This window comes from Mycobacterium hubeiense (genome assembly GCF_002838065.1).
GTDB classification, from domain to species: domain Bacteria; phylum Actinomycetota; class Actinomycetes; order Mycobacteriales; family Mycobacteriaceae; genus Mycobacterium; species Mycobacterium hubeiense.
On sequence record NZ_PIZU01000016.1, the window covers coordinates 57,104 to 73,677 of the forward strand.

Below are 16,574 nucleotides of genomic sequence, written 5' to 3' on the forward strand. Positions count from 1 at the left end.
GCCGGTTCGGCCAGCGACATCTCGCCGGAGATGGTCAGGGCAGCACGAGCCGCAGCCGCTCCCACCCGCGCACCGTGGACGTCGGCGCCAGCTGGGCGGTGTCGTAGTCGATGTCCCATTCAGGGAAGCGGTTGAGCAGCTCGTCGAGCGCGACCCGGCCTTCCAATCGCGCGAGGTTCGCGCCGAGGCAATAGTGCAGGCCCTTGCCGAAGGTGAGGTGGCTGATGTTGTCGCGGTGGATGTCGAATCGGTCGGGATCGGTGTATCGCCGCGGGTCGCGGTTGGCCGCGCCGAACAGCAGCAACATCGCGCTCCCGGCGGGCACGGTGGTCTCGTAGCACTCGAAATCCTTTGCCATCCAACGGGCTACGTGCGGGCCGGTGGGCTCGAAGCGCAGCGTCTCGTCGACCGTCCGCGTCAACAGCGACCGGTCTTCGTACACCTCACGCCGTTGGTCGGGATGTTCGGCGAGCACCTTCGCGAGCCAGCCGATCAGCCGTCCGGTCGTCTCGTTGCCGGCGCCGGCCACCACCTGCGTGTAGTGCAGCACCTCTTTACGGGTCAGCTTGCGGGTCACGCCCTGCTCGTCTTCGAACTCGACGTTGAGCAGTGCCGTCATCAGGTCGTCGGAGGGATTCTTCGAGCGCCATTCGACGTAGTCGGCGTAGATGCGGCCGTCGGCGATCTTGTCGGCCTGCACCACCTTCATCGGCGCGCCCGGCCTGGTGCGCAGATTCGCGTCATTGGCGTCGCGAACCGAAATCTGTTCGGACTCAGGGATGCCCAGCAGCATGCCGATGACGCGCATCGGCATCATCGACGCGAGTTCTGCGATGATGTCGAAGCCGTCCGACCCGACCCACGGGTCCAGGCAGGCGACGCAGTACGCGCGGATCTGGTCCTCGATCTCCGCCATCCGCCGCGGCGTGAACACCCGTGACATCAATCCGCGCAGCATCGTGTGCACCGGCGGGTCTTCGAACATCATCACGCCCTTGGGCATGTCGAAGTCCGACTTCACCAGCTCGAGGATGTCACTTCGACTGTTGGAGAACGTCTCCCAGTTCGACAGCGCTTTCTCGACGTCGGCGTGACGGGAAAGCGCCCAGAAGTCGTAGCGCTCGTTGTAGTAAATCGGCGCTTCCTCGCGCAGCCGCGCGTACGTCGGGTAGGGATCCGCCACAATGTCGACGTCGTATGGGTCGTAATAGACTGCGGTTGCGGTCATTTCAGAAGGCTGCCTGCATCGACGGGAAGGGTCACACCGGTGATGTAGCGCGCCTCGTCGGAGGCCAGGAACAACACCGCATTGCTGATGTCGGCCGGGGTCACCCACGGGATCGGCAGGAAGTGGAACGACTGGCAGATGGGCGCAAGGTCGTCGGGGCCGGGATTCTCCAGGTCGGGCCGAAACAGCCGGTACGTCGACTCGTTCATCAGCAGCGGGCTGTTCACGTGGGTCGGATGGATGGTGTTGACGCGGATCGAGTGCTGGCCCAATTCGACTGCGAACGTGCGCATCAGGCCGACCACGCCGTGCTTGGCCGCAATGTAGTGGCCCACTTGCGGATAGGCTTTCAAGCCGCCGACCGAGCTGGTGATGATGACCGAGCCGCCCCGACCGCCCGCCAGCAGATGCGGGACGCCCGCCTTGACGGTCTTCCATACACCGCCGAGGTTGACGTCGAGGGTCTCGTTCCAGCTCGCCTCGGGCATCTTGTGCAGTTTGACGCCGGTGGTCCCGATCCCTGCGTTGGCGACGATGATGTCGAGGCGGCCGAGTTGTTCGACACCGCTGTCGACGGCGGACTTGAGCGCAGCGAAGTCGCGGACGTCGACTTCGGCGGTGACGACGCGGCGGTCGAGATTCTTGACCATGTCCGCCGTCTCGGCGAGGTCCTCCGGTGTGGCGGGCGGCGCGGGCGAATCGTCGAACCCGCGGCAGATGTCGACGGCGATGATGTCGGCGCCCTCTTCCGCCAACCGCACTGCGTGGCTGCGGCCTTGGCCGCGCGCGGCCCCGGTAATGAATGCGACCTTGCCGTCGACCCGTCCAGCCACTCGCACCCCTCGGTTGTTGGGCGATCGCCCAATATCTAGGCTGACGCCATGTCTAGCAGCCCCGCCGAAGGAGGGTCAAGGGCTGTTCGCGAGTCGGCCACCCGTCGGGCATTGATCCAGGCGACCGCCCAGATCATGCTCGACGAGGGCTACGCCGCGGCGACCTCTCGACGGGTCGCGGCCAAGGCCGGAGTTCGGCCAGCCTTGGTGCACTATTACTTCCCCAGCATGGACGACCTGTATCTGGCCGTGCTACGGGCGGGCGCCGAGGTCAACCTGCACCGCCAGCGGGACGCCCTCACCGAGGAGGCGCCGCTGCACGCGCTGTGGCGACTCAACAGCACGCAGGGCGCCCATCTCTGGATGGAGTTCATGGCGCTGGCCAATCACCGCAAAGCGATCCGCAGCGAAATCGCCTCCTACGCCGATCGATTCCGCGATCTCGAGGAGTCCGCGCTCGCCATGGCCTTGCACGCCCACCAGGTCGACGTCGACGAGTTCCCTCCCGTGGTGATGTCGATGATCGTCGCCAGCCTCGCCCGCATCCTGCTGCTCGAACGCGGCCTCGGCATCACCCGCGGTCATGCCGAGGCGCAGGAGTTCATCGACCGCTACCTCGATCGATTCGATCTGCCCTCATAGCGTCACGCGGTCAGGGTCCGCGCCCGCGAGCGAAACGTCTCGACGGTCGCGGCGTCGGCGTCCACCACACCCGCTGCTCGTAAGGCGGCCTCTTTGAACACCCGGGCGGCGGAGCTGAGCCGGTACTGGACGCGGCCCGTATCGCCGGTGTCCGCCGCGCGGCCCCACAGCAGCACCTCTGCGGCGTCGACATCACGCAACTGGTCGTACAGGTCCGCGCATACCGCCAGCGTTTGCACGAAATCGGCCGGCCGTGAAGCTGTTTCGGCGCCGAGTATCACCAGGGGCGTGGGGTCGGCCGGTTCACGCAGAGCGACGGTGACTTTCCAGCCCGCCATCGAGCGGTCGAACAAGTACCCACCGGCATTGCGGACGACGTCGAGCACCGTCGGGGCGACGATGTGCAGGCGGTAGCTCAGCGGTGCATCGGATGTCATCGCAGCACTCCGCCTCCGCCTCGGTTCCTGAACCGTATCCCGTTGGGCTTACTATATGTGGCACTATAGCGTGCGGCCACTAGGTGGACCGGGCGGCATGCCCGCCCGCGATAACAATTCGATTACCGTCCAGATCACGATCATTTAAGGCTTGCCGGGAAATCTTGAGAGATTTCACAATTCGGCGACCGATCTGGTCGCCGACTTATCGAATTGCGGTGAAATTGCGACGAATATCACGCCGCGCAGATGTAACACTTCCGGCGCCACTGAATGCGGCTTGTGCAGGATGTTTAGCGCGTGGCGAAGGCGGCTACTTTGGATTGCGGGACGGGGAATCACAATCCCAAATTGCAATCTGAAGGAAACTGATCATGAAATTCAGTGGTATCACTGCGCGCCGGAAAATGGCCGGTGCATCTGCGGGCCTGCTGCTCGGGGGGATCGCGGCCGCCACCATCGCGGCGCCAACCGCCGCCGCGGCCCCGGCCGGCTGTAGCGCCAGCGAGCTCAGCGGCACCGTCAGTGCCGTGATGGGCGAGGCGCGTCAGTACCTCAACAGCCATCCCGGTGCCAACCAGGCCGTCACCGCGGCGTTCAACCAGCCGCGTGAGCAGGCGGCGGCGAATCTGCGCGGCTACTTCACCGCCAACCCGCAGGAGTACTACGACCTGCGCGGCATCCTGGCGCCGATCGGCGACAAGCAACGCTAGTGCAATGTGACGGTGTTGCCGCCGGAGCTGTCGTCGGCCTACGACCAGTTCATGGCCGGCTGATTCCGGCACGACCGGGACACGACAACCCGCCGCTGCAGCCCCGCTGTGGCGGCGGGTTGTCCGTTTCGCACCGCGCCGTACGCTGACGACGTGGCCGAGCTCCATCCCGACATTGCTGCGCTGGCTCCCCTGCTGGGCACGTGGTCCGGTGAGGGCGCCGGCGAGTACCCGACCATTGAGCCGTTCGAATACGTCGAAGAAGTCACCTTCGGCCACGTCGGAAAGCCGTTTCTGGCCTACAGCCAACGCACCAAGGCCAAAGATGACGGCCGCCCGCTGCACGCCGAAACCGGCTACCTGCGCGTCCCGTCGCCGAGCCGAGTGGAAATGGTGCTTGCCCATCCGACCGGAATCACCGAAATCCAGGAGGGCACACTGTCGCTTCGCGAAGCATCGATCGTGATGGAGCTGCACGCGACGACAATCGGGCTCACCGCCACCGCCAAAGACGTGACGGCGCTGAGCCGTTCGATCCGCGTCGACGGCGACGAGCTCACCTACACCGTCCGGATGGGCGCGGTGGGTCAACCCCTGCAACACCATCTGGCCGCGACACTGCATAGGAAGCCAACGTGACCATCCCCCAAACGCTGGACGGCAGAATCCGGGTGCCGGCCGACCTCGATTCCGTCACCGCCATCGGTGAAGAAGACCACTCCGGCATCGACCCCGCCGCTGTCGAGCGGATCTGGCAGGCCGCGCGGCACTGGTATGAGGCCGGCATGCACCCGGCCATCCAGGTGTGCCTGCGGCACAACGGAAAAGTGATCCTCAACCGCGCGATCGGGCATGGCTGGGGCAATGCACCCACCGATCCGCCCGAAGCGGAAAAGGTCCCCGTCACAACCGAAACGCCGTTCTGCGTGTACTCCGCCGCCAAGGCGATCACCACCACGGTCGTGCACATGCTCGTCGAACGCGGGGTCTTCTCGCTCGACGACCGGGTCTGCGAGTACCTACCCAACTACACCAGCCACGGCAAGGACCGCACGACGATCCGCCACGTGATGACGCACAGCGCCGGCGTGCCGTTCCCGACGGGGCCACGACCAGACGTCACCCGCGCCGACGACAGCGAATACGCCCGCGAACAGTTGGCCAAACTGAAACCGCTCTACCGGCCGGGCCGTGTCCACATCTATCACGCGTTGACGTGGGGGCCGCTGGTCCGCGAGATCGTCGCGGCCGCGGCCGGTAAGAGCATCCGCGAGATCCTGGCCACCGAGATCCTCGAGCCGCTCGGCTTCCGGTGGACGAATTACGGTGTGGCACCGGAGGATGTGCCGCTCGTCGCGCCGAGCCACGCCACCGGCAAGCCCTTACCGCCACCGATCCGGGCGGCCTTCCGCAAGGCGGTCGGCGGCACGCTGCACGAGATCATCCCGTTCTCCAACGACCCGTTGTTCCTCACCACGATCATCCCGTCGTCCAACACCGTCTCCACCGCCGACGAGTTGTCCCGCTTCGCCGAGATCCTGCGGCGCGGTGGCGAACTCGACGGCGTGCGCATCATGCAACCCGAAACTTTATGGGCTGCAACAAAGGAATGCCGGCGGCTGCGACCGGATCTGGCGACCGGTCTGGTGCCGCTGCGCTGGGGCACCGGATACATGTTGGGCTCTAAGCGGTTCGGTCCGTTCGGCCGCAATGCGCCGGCGGCGTTCGGACACACCGGATTGGTCAACATCGCGGTGTGGGCCGACCCGTCGCGGGGTCTCGCCGCAGGGGTCATCAGCAGCGGGAAACCCGGCAACCATCGCGAGGCCAACCGCTACCCCGCCCTGCTGGACCGCATCGCCGCCGAGATCCCGGTCATCGAGACGTAGATGACGTCGGCGTCGGCGTCGTAGTACGGCGTCACCGGCGACAACTGCGGCATACCGTTCGACTTGATCGTGGCCAGCACGCCGAGTCGCGCGTCGGCCAAAAGCGCACGCGGGTTGAATGGGGAGTCGGTCACACCCTGCCCAACCGTTGACCGCGCGCTCGCTATTCCTCCGGAGGCACACGATGGACGAACCCATCCGCAACGATCACGCCGAGCTGTTGCGCCGGCGTGCGCTGACCGAGGATGCCGCCCGGCCCGACGCCGTCGCACGCCGGCACGCGGCGAACGGACGCACGGCACGCGAGAACATCGCCGACCTCGTCGACCCCGGTTCGTTCGTGGAGTACGGCCGCTTCGTCATCGCCGCCCAGCGGTTCCGCCGCGACGTCGACGACCTCATCGCCCGCACGCCCGCCGACGGTCTGGTGGCCGGCACCGCGCGCGTCGACGGCGGGGCGTGCGCGGTGCTGTCCTACGACTACACCGTGCTCGCCGGTACGCAGGGCGTGCTCGGGCACCGCAAGAAGGACCGGCTGTTCGACATCATCGAACGGATGCGGCTGCCGACGGTGTTCTTCGCCGAGGGCGGTGGCGGACGACCCGGCGACACCGACTATCCGACGGTGTCGTCACTGGAAGTGCGCGCGTTCAAACTGTGGGCTGCGCTGTCGGGACTGGTGCCGCGCATCGCGATCGTGAAGGGACGATGCTTCGCGGGCAATGCCGTCATCGCCGGGTGCGCCGACCTGATCGTGGCCACCGAAGACGCGTCGATCGGCATGGGCGGCCCGGCGATGATCGCCGGCGGCGGGCTCGGCGACGTGCACCCCGACGTGGTCGGGCCGATCTCCGTGCAGGCGCCCAACGGGGTGGTCGACGTCGTCGTCGCAGACGAGGCGGCCGCCGTCGTCGTCACCAAACACCTCCTGGGCTATTTCCAGGGTGCGACGGAGCCGGGTGTCGCCGCCGATCAAACCGCCTTGCGCACATTGGTTCCCGAGCGCGCGCGACGCGCCTACCACGTCGGCCCGATCATCGAGACGCTCGCCGACGAAGGTTCGGTGACATTTCTGCGGGAGCGGTTCGCACCGGAGATGGTGACGGCGCTGGCCCGCATCGACGGCCGCGCGGTCGGCGTCATCGCCAACAACACCCGAGTGATGGCCGGCGCGATCACCGCCGCCGCGTCGGACAAGGCGGCCCGGTTCCTGCAACTGTGCGACGCGTTCGGGATTCCGATCGTCTCGCTCGTCGACTGTCCGGGCTACATGGTGGGCCCGGCGGCGGAGGCCGAGGCGTTGGTGCGACGCGGCTCGCGCATGCTGGTCGCGGGCGCGGCGCTACGGGTGCCGATGGTGGCGGTGATCATTCGCCGCGGTTATGGGCTGGGCGCACAGGCGATGTGCGGCGGTGGTCTGCACGAGCCACTGCTGACGGTGGCCTGGCCGGGCGCGCACCTGGGACCGATGGGCCTCGAGGGCGCGGTGCGGCTGGGGATGCGCAAGGAATTGGAGGCGATCGCCGACGAGGACGAACGCGAAGAGCGCGTGCGGCAGGCCACCGCGGCCGCGCAGGACAACGCCAAGGCGCTCAATGCCGCGTCGATGTTCGAAATCGACGACGTGATCGATCCGGCCGAGACGCGCTCGCTGATCTCGGCGACGCTGGCCGCGGCGCCGCCGGCGCCACCCGAGCGGCGTCGCTTCGTCGACACCTGGTAGCTCAGAGCGTCAACACCTGCTGACGCGGTTTCCCGGGACATGTCCGTCCAGTTGCGTCAACACGTGCTGACGCCGCTAGGAGCCGTTCTCCAACTCCAGGTACATGATGTGTAGGCCCACCAAGCCATGCCGACGTGACCGGTAGGCCCGCGGAACGGTGCCGATGATCCGAAAGCCCAGCGACTCCCACAGCCGCACGGCGGCCACATTGGTTTCCACCACAGCGTTGAACTGTATTGCCTTGTAACCGTTTTCACGGTGCCAGCGAATCACCCACTCCGCCATTGCACGCCCGACGCCGCGGGCAGACGACGCGGGGTCGACCATGAAGCTGGCGGTGCCGACGTGATCGCCGCGGCCGGGCTTGTTTGGCCCCATCCGTGCGGTGCCGACCACCGTGCCGTCGACCACAGCGACGATCGTGTGCCCCGGCGGCGGCGCCAGCCACGCATCCCGTATCTCGTCGTCCGTCAAATCGTCTGGGTATGTGTAGCTTTCGCCGTCGGCGACGATGGCCCGGAAGAACGGCGCAATCTCCGCGATGTCAGTGGAGCGCGCGGCGCGGATCTCCATGTCACTACGCTAACGGCATGGCGGCGCGGTCAGACATCAGGCGGTGGAGTTTCGCCCAGTACGGGCTGTTGATCATCTCGCTGTTCCACGTGGTGCAGGCGATCATCGGGTTTATCGTCGAACCCAGTTTCGCGACGGGTCCCGACGCCCCGACCGCGCAGATCCTCGGCATGGACTACAACGGGTGGCACGCGGTCGCCGGGCTGGCGCTGTTCGGTCCGGGCCTGGTGTTCGCGTGGCGCAAGTCGTGGGCCGTGCTCTACCTGCTGGTGGCAGCCGTCGCCGGCGCCCTGCCCGGCATCTGGGCGTTCTTCTCGCATCAGGTGGCGTACGTGTTCACGTTCCCCAACAACGTCACCGACGCGATCGTGCACCTCGTCACCGCAGCGGTGATGGTGGCCGTGGCCGCAGTGCAGATCCGCCTCGACGGAGGGCTGGGCAACTCGCTGGCCGACCTGCGCTCGAAGCAGCCCTGATCGACGACCGACAGGGCGCGCACCGCACCGGCGACGGCGAGCCTGTGCTGCGCCGAATCGATCCACCGCCAAACAGATTTCGGCACCGGCACATCGGGGTAGACGTCGCGAAACATCTGATCCATCTCATCGAACTCGTCCGCGTTGCGCACCGATCGACGGAACTCGGCTCGCTGGGGCTCGCATGATCCGATGGCGCCCCTGCGAAGTGATGGCTCCCAGACCTCGGTGAGCTCGGGTTGTCGTTGCAACCGCCAGACCGCGGAGGAATCCACCAGGAAGTGGATCAAGGCCCGACGGCCTTCTCGTCGGCTCGCGCGGTCACCCAGCCGTCGTAGTCCCAGCCCTTCGCCTGCTCGCGCGAGCGGGCCAGCGCCTCGATGCGCCGGAACTGCTCGACGTAATCGCGTAGCGCGAGGTTAACGGCTTCCTTCTTGGTGTGTACCCCGGCGATCCGCATGACTTCGGCCAGCGCCTCGTCGTCCAGGTCGATCGCCAACATCGATCCTGCGGGCCGTCGTGAAATCGCCCGTCCTACCGTCTAGGCATGGCAACTTTGCGATTGAAGCGACGGGCCGGGTCCGAGCCGCACAAACCGCGCAAGACCAGTCCGTCGCCGCTGACGCCGCCGTGGACCCCAGGACCGGCGCGTTACGGCGTCGGGGTGCGGCACAACGTCGCGGTGCCGATGAGCGACGGCGTCAACCTGCGCGCCGACATCCACTACCCGACCGTCCCGGAGACCGGTGAGCCCGCGACCGGCCCGTTCCCGGTGCTGGTCTCGATGACGCCCTACGGCAAGAAGGCTCCGCCGCCGGCCGCGCAGATCGGCGGCGGCGCGACGCCGTACCTGATCAAGCGCGGCTACATCGAGGTGATGGTCGACGTGCGCGGCACCGGCGCCTCCGAAGGATCCTTCGAAATGCTGGGCGTCGAGCAGACCCAGGACGGCGTGGACCTGGTCAACTGGGCGGCGACGCTGCCGAACTCCAACGGGCGCGTCGGCATGTTCGGCATCTCGTATCTGGCGATCAACCAGCTGATCACCGCCGCCGCGGTCGGGCCGGACTCGCCGTTGAAGGCGATCTTCCCGGTGATGGCCGCGCACGACTTCTACCGCGACGTGGTGACGATGGGCGGCGTGCCGCACATGCGCACGGTGCGGGCGTATGGCGCGGTCTACTCCTTGCTCAACCTGGTCAATCCGACGCTGGAGTTGATCGCCCGCGGCGGGCACGAACGCCCACGCGCTGGAGGTTTTGCCGCGGTGCGCCAGCGCGGCCGCGGCCAGCGGCAGTACTTCCGGACGCTGTCCGCCGACGCCGCCGCCGGCGGCGACACCGCATTCGACGGGCCGTTCTGGGACACCATGCGGCCGGGCGCGCTGCTGCCCAAGATCGTGGACAACGGCGTGGCCGTGTTCCTCGTCGGCGGCTGGCACGACGCGTTCCAGCGCGGCGCGCCGCTCAACTACTCCTCCCTGCAGAACGCGTTCGCGGGCCGACCCGTCGACGCGCCGATGGAGCCCGGCCAGCCGATCTCGGATCGGTTCCGGCTGCTGATGGGTCCCTGGTATCACGTCTCGGACTTCGACGGCCTGCACATGCACGCGCTGCAGTTGCGGTGGTTCGACCACTGGCTCAAGGACGTGCCGGAAGCCGCAGTGTCCGGGGAGCCGTTGACCTTCCAGCCGATCGGCAGATCCGAGTGGTTCCATGCGCGCGAATACCCGTTCCCGGACGCGACGCCGACGCGCTTCTACCTGTCGACGCAGAACCGGCTCGCCCGTGAACCCGACTCCGACGAGTCCGCTGCGACACTGAAGTACGTTGCGCGCGGCCCGATCTCGGGCCGCAGCCTGGAGCAGTGGAGCCTGGGGCTCGGCAGTTTCGCCATCTCGCAGCGCGGCAGGCGTATCCGCTACGACCTGGACAACCGCCGTCTTCAGCGCGAGGCGTTGTGCTACACCACCGACCCGTTCTCCTCGCCGACGATGGTCGCCGGGCCGATCACGCTCACCGTGCACGCGACGGCCACCACGTCCGAGACGCTGTGGGTGGCGCACCTCGACGACGTCTTCCCCGACGGCACCAGCCGCCCGCTGACGCAGGGTGCGCTACTCGGCTCGCATCGGGCGCTGGACCCGTCGCGCACGTGGTATCTGCCCGACGGCACCGTGCTGCGGCCGCATCACATCAGCACCCGCGAGGCCGTGAAACCCGTTGTCCCCGGCGAACTCACCCGCTACGACATCGAGATCTTCCCGACCGCCGCGGTGATCGAGCCGGGCCACTGCCTGCGCCTGACGATGACGACGTACGATTTCCCGCACTTGGTGCCCACCAAGCCCGCGCGTCGCGCGTTGGCCGGTGGGGAGTACCGGCTGCGCCAGGGCGGGGCGACGCCGTCGCACGTCGTCATTCCGCTGGCGGACGCGTCGCCCGGTAGAACGTAAGCCGATGTCGACCAGATGCGGCCGGCAACGGTAACGGATCACGTTGATAACAAGGCAATTACGGACCGCGCCGCGCGGCTGAGCAGACAGGCCGCGCTGCTAGCTTCCGGAGGTGCTCGTTGGCAATTGGATACAGCGCGTGGCCGCGGCCGCGCTGGCTGCGGTGATGACGTCCGCACTGTTGGGTACACCGTCGGCGACGGCGTTCTCGCGTGACGGCCTGCCGGTGGAATACCTGCAGGTGCCGTCGGCGTCGATGGGCCGCGACATCAAGGTCCAATTTCAGGGCGGGGGGCCCAAAGCGCTCTATCTGCTCGACGGCATCCGCGCCCAGGACGACGTCAACGGCTGGGACATCAACACCCAGGCGTTCGAGTGGTTCTACGAATCGGGACTCTCGGTCGTGATGCCCGTCGGCGGCCAGTCCAGCTTCTACACCGACTGGTACCGGGAAGCCAAGCACAACGGGGGCACCACCACCTACAAGTGGGAAACCTTCCTGACCCAGGAGCTGCCGACGTGGTTGGCCGCCAACAAGAAGGTTGATCCCCATGGCAATGCCGTTGTGGGACTGTCGATGTCAGGCGGTGCGGCGCTAACGCTCGCGGCCTGGCATCCCGAGCAGTTTTTCTTCGCGGCATCGCTGTCCGGATTCCTCAACCCGTCGAATGGGTTGTGGCCCACATTGATCGGCTTCGCGATGAAGGACGCCGGCGGTTTCAACTCCACCGACATGTGGGGGCTGGCCAGCGATCCGGCGTGGCGGCGCAACGATCCGACGGTCAACGTCGGCCGGCTCGTCGCCAACAACACCGCGATCTGGGTGTACAACGGCAACGGCGCGTCGTCGGATCTGGACGCCCCCGGCGGCAACTTCGGCACGCTCTACAGCGCGCAGTTCCTGGAGAACATCACCGTCACCTCCAACAAGGAGTTTCAGGAGAAGTATCTGGCCGCGGGCGGCCGCAACGCGGTATTCCACTTCCCGCCCAACGGAACCCACAGCTGGGGGTACTGGGGCTCGCAGCTGCAGGCGATGAAACCCGACATTCTGCGGGTGCTCGGCGTCGCGGCAGCCACCTGAGCGGACCGTAACGTCAGCCCAGCGACTCCCAGAAGCCGCTGAGGGCGGCCGCGCTGCGTGCCGGATCCTGCAGCATCCACCAATGTCCCAGGCCGTCAAGCACTTCGGTGCGAGCACCGGCGCGGTCCGCCGCGCGCTGCCGCAGTTCCAGTGAACCGACGTAGGGGTCCTCGGTGGGCATCAGGGCCAGGCCCGGCCGCGCGGCGGCGGCAGACAATTTGCGGCCCTCCTCGGCCATCGCGGGCTGAGCGGCCGAGCGGTACAACGACAGGATCGCCCGTCCCATCTCTGGGCCTTGGGCGGCCACAATCGTGGTCGCGATGTCGAGCGGAATGCCCAGTGGCACCAGCTGTTCGGCGCGCTCTGCCGCCGTGCCGCTCATCATGGTTTCCACCAGCTGCTCGCCCTCGTCCGGTGTCTGCCACACCTGCGCCATGTCGTGCCAGACGTACTCCGGGTCGAACAACCCGATGACATCGGTGGCCCAGCTGCGCACCAGCTCGGGGCGATCCATCACCGCGTTCACCACGTGGGCGCCGCCCCAGTCATGCCCGACGAGGTCGACGGGTCCGTCGATCCGACTTAACTCGGTTTCAAGCCAGTCGCGGTACGCAAGGTAGGTCGCGGGGAAATCGTCAGGCAGGGGGGCGCCGAACCCGGGTGGCGACAGCATCACCACATCGTCACGGCCCAGCTCATCGATGAGCGGGCCCCAGATCGCCTCGGTTTCCGGATTTCCGTGCACCAGCACCAATGTCATGCCGACATCTTGGCACGGGTCTGCCGGGTGTCGGTCAGTACCAATCGGGTTGGCTCATCCGCCGCGGCTCTCAGCGCGAGGCGACGGCGGCCGCGGCGGTCTGGGCGATCACTTCCGCCGTCCGGTGGGCCATCGCCATGGTCGAGATCATCGGGTTCACGCCCGTCGCGGTCGGCAGCGCGCTCGCGTCGCCGATGTAGACCCCCGGCGTGTCGTGCAGCTCGCCCGACGGGTTCGCCACCGATGTTGCCGGATCGGAACCCATGCGGCAGCTGCTCATCTGGTGCGCCGAGAAGATCCTGTGCCCGCCCGCGCCGAGCGGGAGCTCCTTCATCGCAGCGATGAACTCGTCGAGATCCTCACCGCGCCGCCAGCGCCTGTCCGTCGCGGCGAACGGGACGATCTCCTCGGCGCCGGCCGCGGCGTGCAGGCGGATCTGGGCTTCCATCGAGCGGCGCGCGACGCGGACGTCGACCTCGTCGGTGAGCGCATAGTGCACCACCGCGTTACCTGCGCCGTCGATCGTCACGGTGCCGTGGCCGCGGTCGCGAGGGATGCCCACGTACCAGGCGGCGTGCTCCAGCCGCGCCATCGTTTCCTTGAGCTCTTCACTCGACGCGCGGGCCATGCCACCGGCGACGATCGACGTCGCCCACTGCGCGTTCTGGATGAGGAAGCCGTGACCGCCCTCGATGTCGGCGAACTCGTCGACCATCGCCGTCATCGGCGCGCCCCACCACGGCCGCTGCGGTTCGGGATGCAGGGCAAGCGTCGCGATCACCGGGTGCAGGTGCAGGTACCGGCCGACCGCCGGGCCGCCGATGCCCGACCGCAGCAGCAGCGCAGGGGATTCCAGCGAGCCGCACGCCACCACCACGCGCGGTGCGCGCACCTCGACAGCCGCCGAAGCTCCGGTCTGCGGGTCGACGTACGTGGCGAGCACGCCTGCGGCGCGACCGTTTTCGGTGAGCACCCGGTCGGCCTGGCAGCGCACGATCACCCGCGCGCCGGCCGCCACCGCGTCTCGTAGATACGTACGACGGACGTCGAGCTTGGCGCCCGAGCGGTCGCCGAGGCCGATGTAGCCGGCGGTGTCGGGCGAGTACGCGGCCGGGTCGGCGTTGCGGCTCAGCCCGGTGAACGACCAGCCGAGGGCCGCCGCGCCGTCGCGCATCCGCTCGTGCGGGCCGTTGAGGTCCGAGCAGTCGGCGTTGACGCCGAGTCGCGTCCACACCGCGTCCGTGTGCCGGTCGAACTCGGGCCCGTCGACACCGTCGAGGCCGAACTCGCGCGCCCACTGCTCCCGCACGCTCAAGGGCGTGCGCAGGCAGTTGGACCAGTTGATCGTCGGCCCGCCGCCGAGTGTGCCCCCGGCCAGCAGCGTGACGTTGAAATCGGCGGTCGGGGTGGGGCCGCCGCGCCAGAAGAACTGCTGGAACGCGGGCAGCTCGAGCCCGCTGAAGTCCGGCTCGTTGAAGTTTCCGCCGGCCTCGAGCACGACGACGTCGAGGCCCGCCTGAGCGAGCACGCCGGCGATCAGGCCACCACCCGCGCCCGAGCCGACAATGCAGACGTCGGCGTCGACCGTCGAACCGTCAGGGACAAACGGCTCGGGCGCCTCGCCGCCGCCGGGCTCGATGCCGGGAGCGCCGGGATAACCGAAGCCCGCCCACATCGGGTTGGTGCCGGTCTGCGGATCCGGACCGGCGTACCCGAACGCGAGGGTCAGCGACACCAGGGAATTCAGCCCCGCCGCGATCTCGGGGCCCATCGACGCGACGTCGCGCATCAGCTGCTCGCCCGCCGGCCCGGCCCTGAACCCCTGCGCGTGCAGCCCGTCGAGCAGGGCGAGCAGGCCCGCACGCTGATCGCCGGGCAGCCCGGACAGCACCTGCTCGACCCCGACGTGCGCCTGCAGTTCGCTGCCGCGCATCGCCCAGAACCCGGTGGGGTCGTCGGCCCGTTCCATCGACGGGATGACGGTGTCCGCGAGGGTGCGAAGAACTTCGCGGTGGGTGTCGGTGATCTGGGCGTTCATCGTTGCTCTCCTCTTGCGACGTCTTGACGCTATGCCTCGACGGGGGTCAGGCGGCCGTCTTTGGTCGTGTTGAGGGCACCGGTCAGTTGACGGACCGCGGCCGCGGCCGTGCGTGACTGATCGGCGATGACCCGACGGACACGTCGTGCCCCGGTCACGCCCAGCGGGGCGACGGTGACGACGGTCGGGATCAGCACCGGCGACAGGGTGACCAGGAGGATGAAGGCGATGGCGATGTAGCTGCCCATGACGGACTCGACTTTCTGTGGGTTTGAGTCGGCTGAGTTGCCGGTTGAAGGTGTGCAGAAAATTACCGAGGCAGCTGATGGCGGGCGATGTCCGCGACAGACCAAGTTTCGGGAACTTGTTGGCTCCCGAAGACAACTTGGGCCAGTACTGTCTGGTCATGGCACGCGCGCGCGCCGAGGACGACGCGGCCGTCGCAGACATCGCGGCGGCGATCGTCGCCAAACTGGGCACGCGACTCGACGACCTCAACCGCTCGGTCCAGCAGCTGGTGGCCACCGAGATCCCCGCGCTGGCCGACGACGCCCAGATGATGCAGCTGCTGCACGACAGCGTCGAGGGAAACATCGACACCGTCTTCTCGGCGATCCGCCACGGCATCCCCATCGAACAGGTGGAGCCGCCGACCGCCGCCCTCGAGCACGCGCGGCGGCTGGCGCAGCGCGCGGTGTCGGTCAACGCATTGGTGCGGTCCTACCGGCTCGGCCACAAGGCGGTGCTCGACGCCGTGCGCGACGAGGTGCGCGCCGCCGACCTCGACGCGACGGCGAGCCTGGACGTGTTCGGACAGATCGCGGAGATCACCTTCGGCTACGTCGACTGGATCTCCCAGCAGGTGGTGACCACCTATCAAAGCGAATACGACCGCTGGACGCAGAAGCGAAACAGCTTGCGTGCGTTACGGATTCGTGAAATCCTGGGCGGCGCACAGGTCGACGTCGACGAGATGACCGGTGCGCTGTCATACCCGCTGCGGCGAACCCACCTGGCGGCCGTGCTGTGGTGTGACGAGTCGGGCGATGAAGACGAACTCGTCGTGATGGAACGGTTCGTCACGCACCTCGCGGAGTCCGCCGGTGCTCGTGAGGCCCCGTTGTTCCTCTCCGAAGACCGGTTGACGGGCTGGGCGTGGATTCCGTTGTCGGCCGACGCCGCACCCGATGCGGCCGCCGCGATCCGCGCCGCGGCCGAGGCGCGGGCCGATGCCCCGTGCATCGCGCTGGGCACGCCGCTGCCGGGTGTCGAGGGCTTCCGCCGGTCACATCGTCAGGCCAGGGACGCGCACGTCGTCGCCACCGCGTCCGGACCGCACCCGCGCCGCGTCACCGCCGCCGGCGATCCCGGCCTTCGGGTGGCGGCGCTGCCCGGCGGCGACGTCGAGTCGGCGGCCGCGCTGGTCGCCGAGATACTCGGACCGCTCGCCGAGCGCACCGACAACGACGAACGGCTCCGCGAGACGCTGCGGGTGTTTCTGCGCGCAGGCGCAAGCTACAAGGCGGCCGCCGAGGAACTGCACCTGCACGTCAACTCCGTGAAATACCGGGTGGCCAAAGCGGTCGAACGGCGTGGCCGGCCGATCGCCGAGGACCGACTCGACGTCGAGGTGGCGCTGCTGCTGTGCCAGTGGTACGGCGACGCCGTACTGCGAACTTGATTGGTCCGCTTGAGTAGATGCCAAAAGGCCCTATCCGGCTGT

15 protein-coding genes and 4 pseudogenes are annotated in these 16,574 nt (G+C 67.8%); 9 read left to right on the forward strand and 10 right to left on the reverse strand.

What is annotated here, in order from left to right; all coding sequences use genetic code 11:
- Positions 1-34: 34 nt before the first annotated feature.
- On the reverse strand, positions 35-1,228 hold the full coding sequence (locus tag CWS39_RS14280) for a cytochrome P450 (protein ID WP_102143581.1): 1,194 nt from the start codon (positions 1,226-1,228) through the stop codon (positions 35-37).
- Positions 1,225-2,061 (reverse strand): mycofactocin-coupled SDR family oxidoreductase, encoded by an 837-nt coding sequence (locus CWS39_RS14285; RefSeq protein WP_102143582.1) that lies wholly within the window; start codon positions 2,059-2,061, stop codon positions 1,225-1,227. The genes CWS39_RS14280 and CWS39_RS14285 overlap by 4 nt, the downstream gene beginning before the upstream one ends.
- 48 nt (positions 2,062-2,109) lie before the next feature.
- Here CWS39_RS14285 and CWS39_RS14290 point away from each other — a divergent pair, with 48 nt between their 5' ends.
- On the forward strand, positions 2,110-2,703 hold the full coding sequence (locus CWS39_RS14290; protein WP_102143583.1) for a TetR/AcrR family transcriptional regulator: 594 nt from the start codon (positions 2,110-2,112) through the stop codon (positions 2,701-2,703).
- 2 nt (positions 2,704-2,705) lie between these two features.
- Here the strand turns inward: CWS39_RS14290 and CWS39_RS14295 are convergent, their stop codons facing one another.
- Entirely contained in the window at positions 2,706-3,140 is a 435-nt protein-coding gene (locus tag CWS39_RS14295) for a hypothetical protein (RefSeq protein ID WP_233213511.1), read from the reverse strand.
- Positions 3,141-3,514: 374 nt separating this feature from the next.
- Here CWS39_RS14295 and CWS39_RS14300 point away from each other — a divergent pair.
- The 3 genes and pseudogenes from CWS39_RS14300 (at position 3,515) to lipE (ending at position 5,742) form a co-directional block, all read left to right on the forward strand.
- Positions 3,515-3,916 (forward strand): annotated as a pseudogene (locus CWS39_RS14300) (heme-binding protein).
- A gap of 90 nt (positions 3,917-4,006) precedes the next feature.
- Positions 4,007-4,492 carry a peroxynitrite isomerase gene (locus CWS39_RS14305; protein WP_102143641.1) on the forward strand — a complete coding sequence of 162 codons (486 nt, stop codon included), beginning with the start codon at positions 4,007-4,009 and terminating at the stop codon, positions 4,490-4,492.
- A 14-nt stretch (positions 4,493-4,506) separates the two neighbouring features.
- Positions 4,507-5,742, forward strand: coding sequence for a lipase LipE (gene lipE / locus CWS39_RS14310; protein WP_199178125.1), 1,236 nt, complete (start codon positions 4,507-4,509; stop codon positions 5,740-5,742).
- Here lipE and CWS39_RS14315 read toward each other — a convergent pair.
- Positions 5,727-5,876 (reverse strand): annotated as a pseudogene (locus CWS39_RS14315) (PPOX class F420-dependent oxidoreductase); the annotation flags it as partial. The gene lipE and the pseudogene CWS39_RS14315 sit on opposite strands and share 16 nt — an antisense overlap.
- A gap of 50 nt (positions 5,877-5,926) precedes the next feature.
- On the opposite strand from CWS39_RS14315, the gene CWS39_RS14320 reads away from it, so the two are divergent.
- Positions 5,927-7,465, forward strand: coding sequence for a carboxyl transferase domain-containing protein (locus CWS39_RS14320; RefSeq protein ID WP_102143584.1), 1,539 nt, complete (start codon positions 5,927-5,929; stop codon positions 7,463-7,465).
- A gap of 75 nt (positions 7,466-7,540) precedes the next feature.
- Here the strand turns inward: CWS39_RS14320 and CWS39_RS14325 are convergent, their stop codons facing one another.
- Positions 7,541-8,038, reverse strand: a complete 498-nt coding sequence (locus tag CWS39_RS14325) for a GNAT family N-acetyltransferase (protein ID WP_102143585.1) — start codon at positions 8,036-8,038, stop codon at positions 7,541-7,543.
- Between the two features lie 17 nt (positions 8,039-8,055).
- Between CWS39_RS14325 and CWS39_RS14330 the strand changes: the two genes are divergently transcribed.
- Positions 8,056-8,514, forward strand: coding sequence for a DUF4383 domain-containing protein (locus CWS39_RS14330; RefSeq protein WP_102143586.1), 459 nt, complete (start codon positions 8,056-8,058; stop codon positions 8,512-8,514).
- Here the strand turns inward: CWS39_RS14330 and CWS39_RS14335 are convergent.
- Together CWS39_RS14335 and CWS39_RS14340 are read right to left on the reverse strand one after the other, a co-directional pair.
- Positions 8,514-8,772, reverse strand: a pseudogene (locus tag CWS39_RS14335) (PIN domain-containing protein); the annotation flags it as partial. The gene CWS39_RS14330 and the pseudogene CWS39_RS14335 sit on opposite strands and share 1 nt — an antisense overlap.
- Positions 8,773-8,869: 97 nt before the next feature.
- Positions 8,870-9,016: pseudogene (locus tag CWS39_RS14340) on the reverse strand (type II toxin-antitoxin system VapB family antitoxin); the annotation flags it as partial.
- 45 nt (positions 9,017-9,061) lie between these two features.
- Between CWS39_RS14340 and CWS39_RS14345 the strand changes: the two are divergent.
- Together CWS39_RS14345 and CWS39_RS14350 are read left to right on the forward strand one after the other, a co-directional pair.
- Positions 9,062-10,969 carry a CocE/NonD family hydrolase gene (locus CWS39_RS14345; RefSeq protein ID WP_102143588.1) on the forward strand — a complete coding sequence of 636 codons (1,908 nt, stop codon included), beginning with the start codon at positions 9,062-9,064 and terminating at the stop codon, positions 10,967-10,969.
- A 166-nt stretch (positions 10,970-11,135) separates the two neighbouring features.
- Positions 11,136-12,053 carry an esterase family protein gene (locus CWS39_RS14350; protein ID WP_102143643.1) on the forward strand — a complete coding sequence of 306 codons (918 nt, stop codon included), beginning with the start codon at positions 11,136-11,138 and terminating at the stop codon, positions 12,051-12,053.
- A gap of 13 nt (positions 12,054-12,066) precedes the next feature.
- On the opposite strand, the gene CWS39_RS14355 is transcribed toward CWS39_RS14350, so the two are convergent.
- The 3 genes from CWS39_RS14355 to CWS39_RS14365 form a co-directional block, all read right to left on the reverse strand.
- Positions 12,067-12,813 carry an alpha/beta fold hydrolase gene (locus CWS39_RS14355; protein ID WP_102143589.1) on the reverse strand — a complete coding sequence of 249 codons (747 nt, stop codon included), beginning with the start codon at positions 12,811-12,813 and terminating at the stop codon, positions 12,067-12,069.
- 70 nt (positions 12,814-12,883) lie between these two features.
- The gene (locus CWS39_RS14360) at positions 12,884-14,851 is read right to left on the reverse strand and encodes a GMC family oxidoreductase N-terminal domain-containing protein (RefSeq protein WP_102143590.1); all 1,968 of its coding nucleotides are present in this window, start codon (positions 14,849-14,851) and stop codon (positions 12,884-12,886) included.
- Between the two features lie 29 nt (positions 14,852-14,880).
- Positions 14,881-15,099: a hypothetical protein gene (locus CWS39_RS14365; RefSeq protein ID WP_102143591.1), complete on the reverse strand. Its 219-nt coding sequence runs from the start codon at positions 15,097-15,099 to the stop codon at positions 14,881-14,883.
- A gap of 158 nt (positions 15,100-15,257) precedes the next feature.
- On the opposite strand from CWS39_RS14365, the gene CWS39_RS14370 reads away from it, so the two are divergent.
- A complete protein-coding gene (locus tag CWS39_RS14370; protein WP_102143644.1) occupies positions 15,258-16,532 on the forward strand; it encodes a PucR family transcriptional regulator in 1,275 nt (424 codons plus the stop codon).
- The last annotated feature ends 42 nt before the right edge of the window (positions 16,533-16,574 follow it).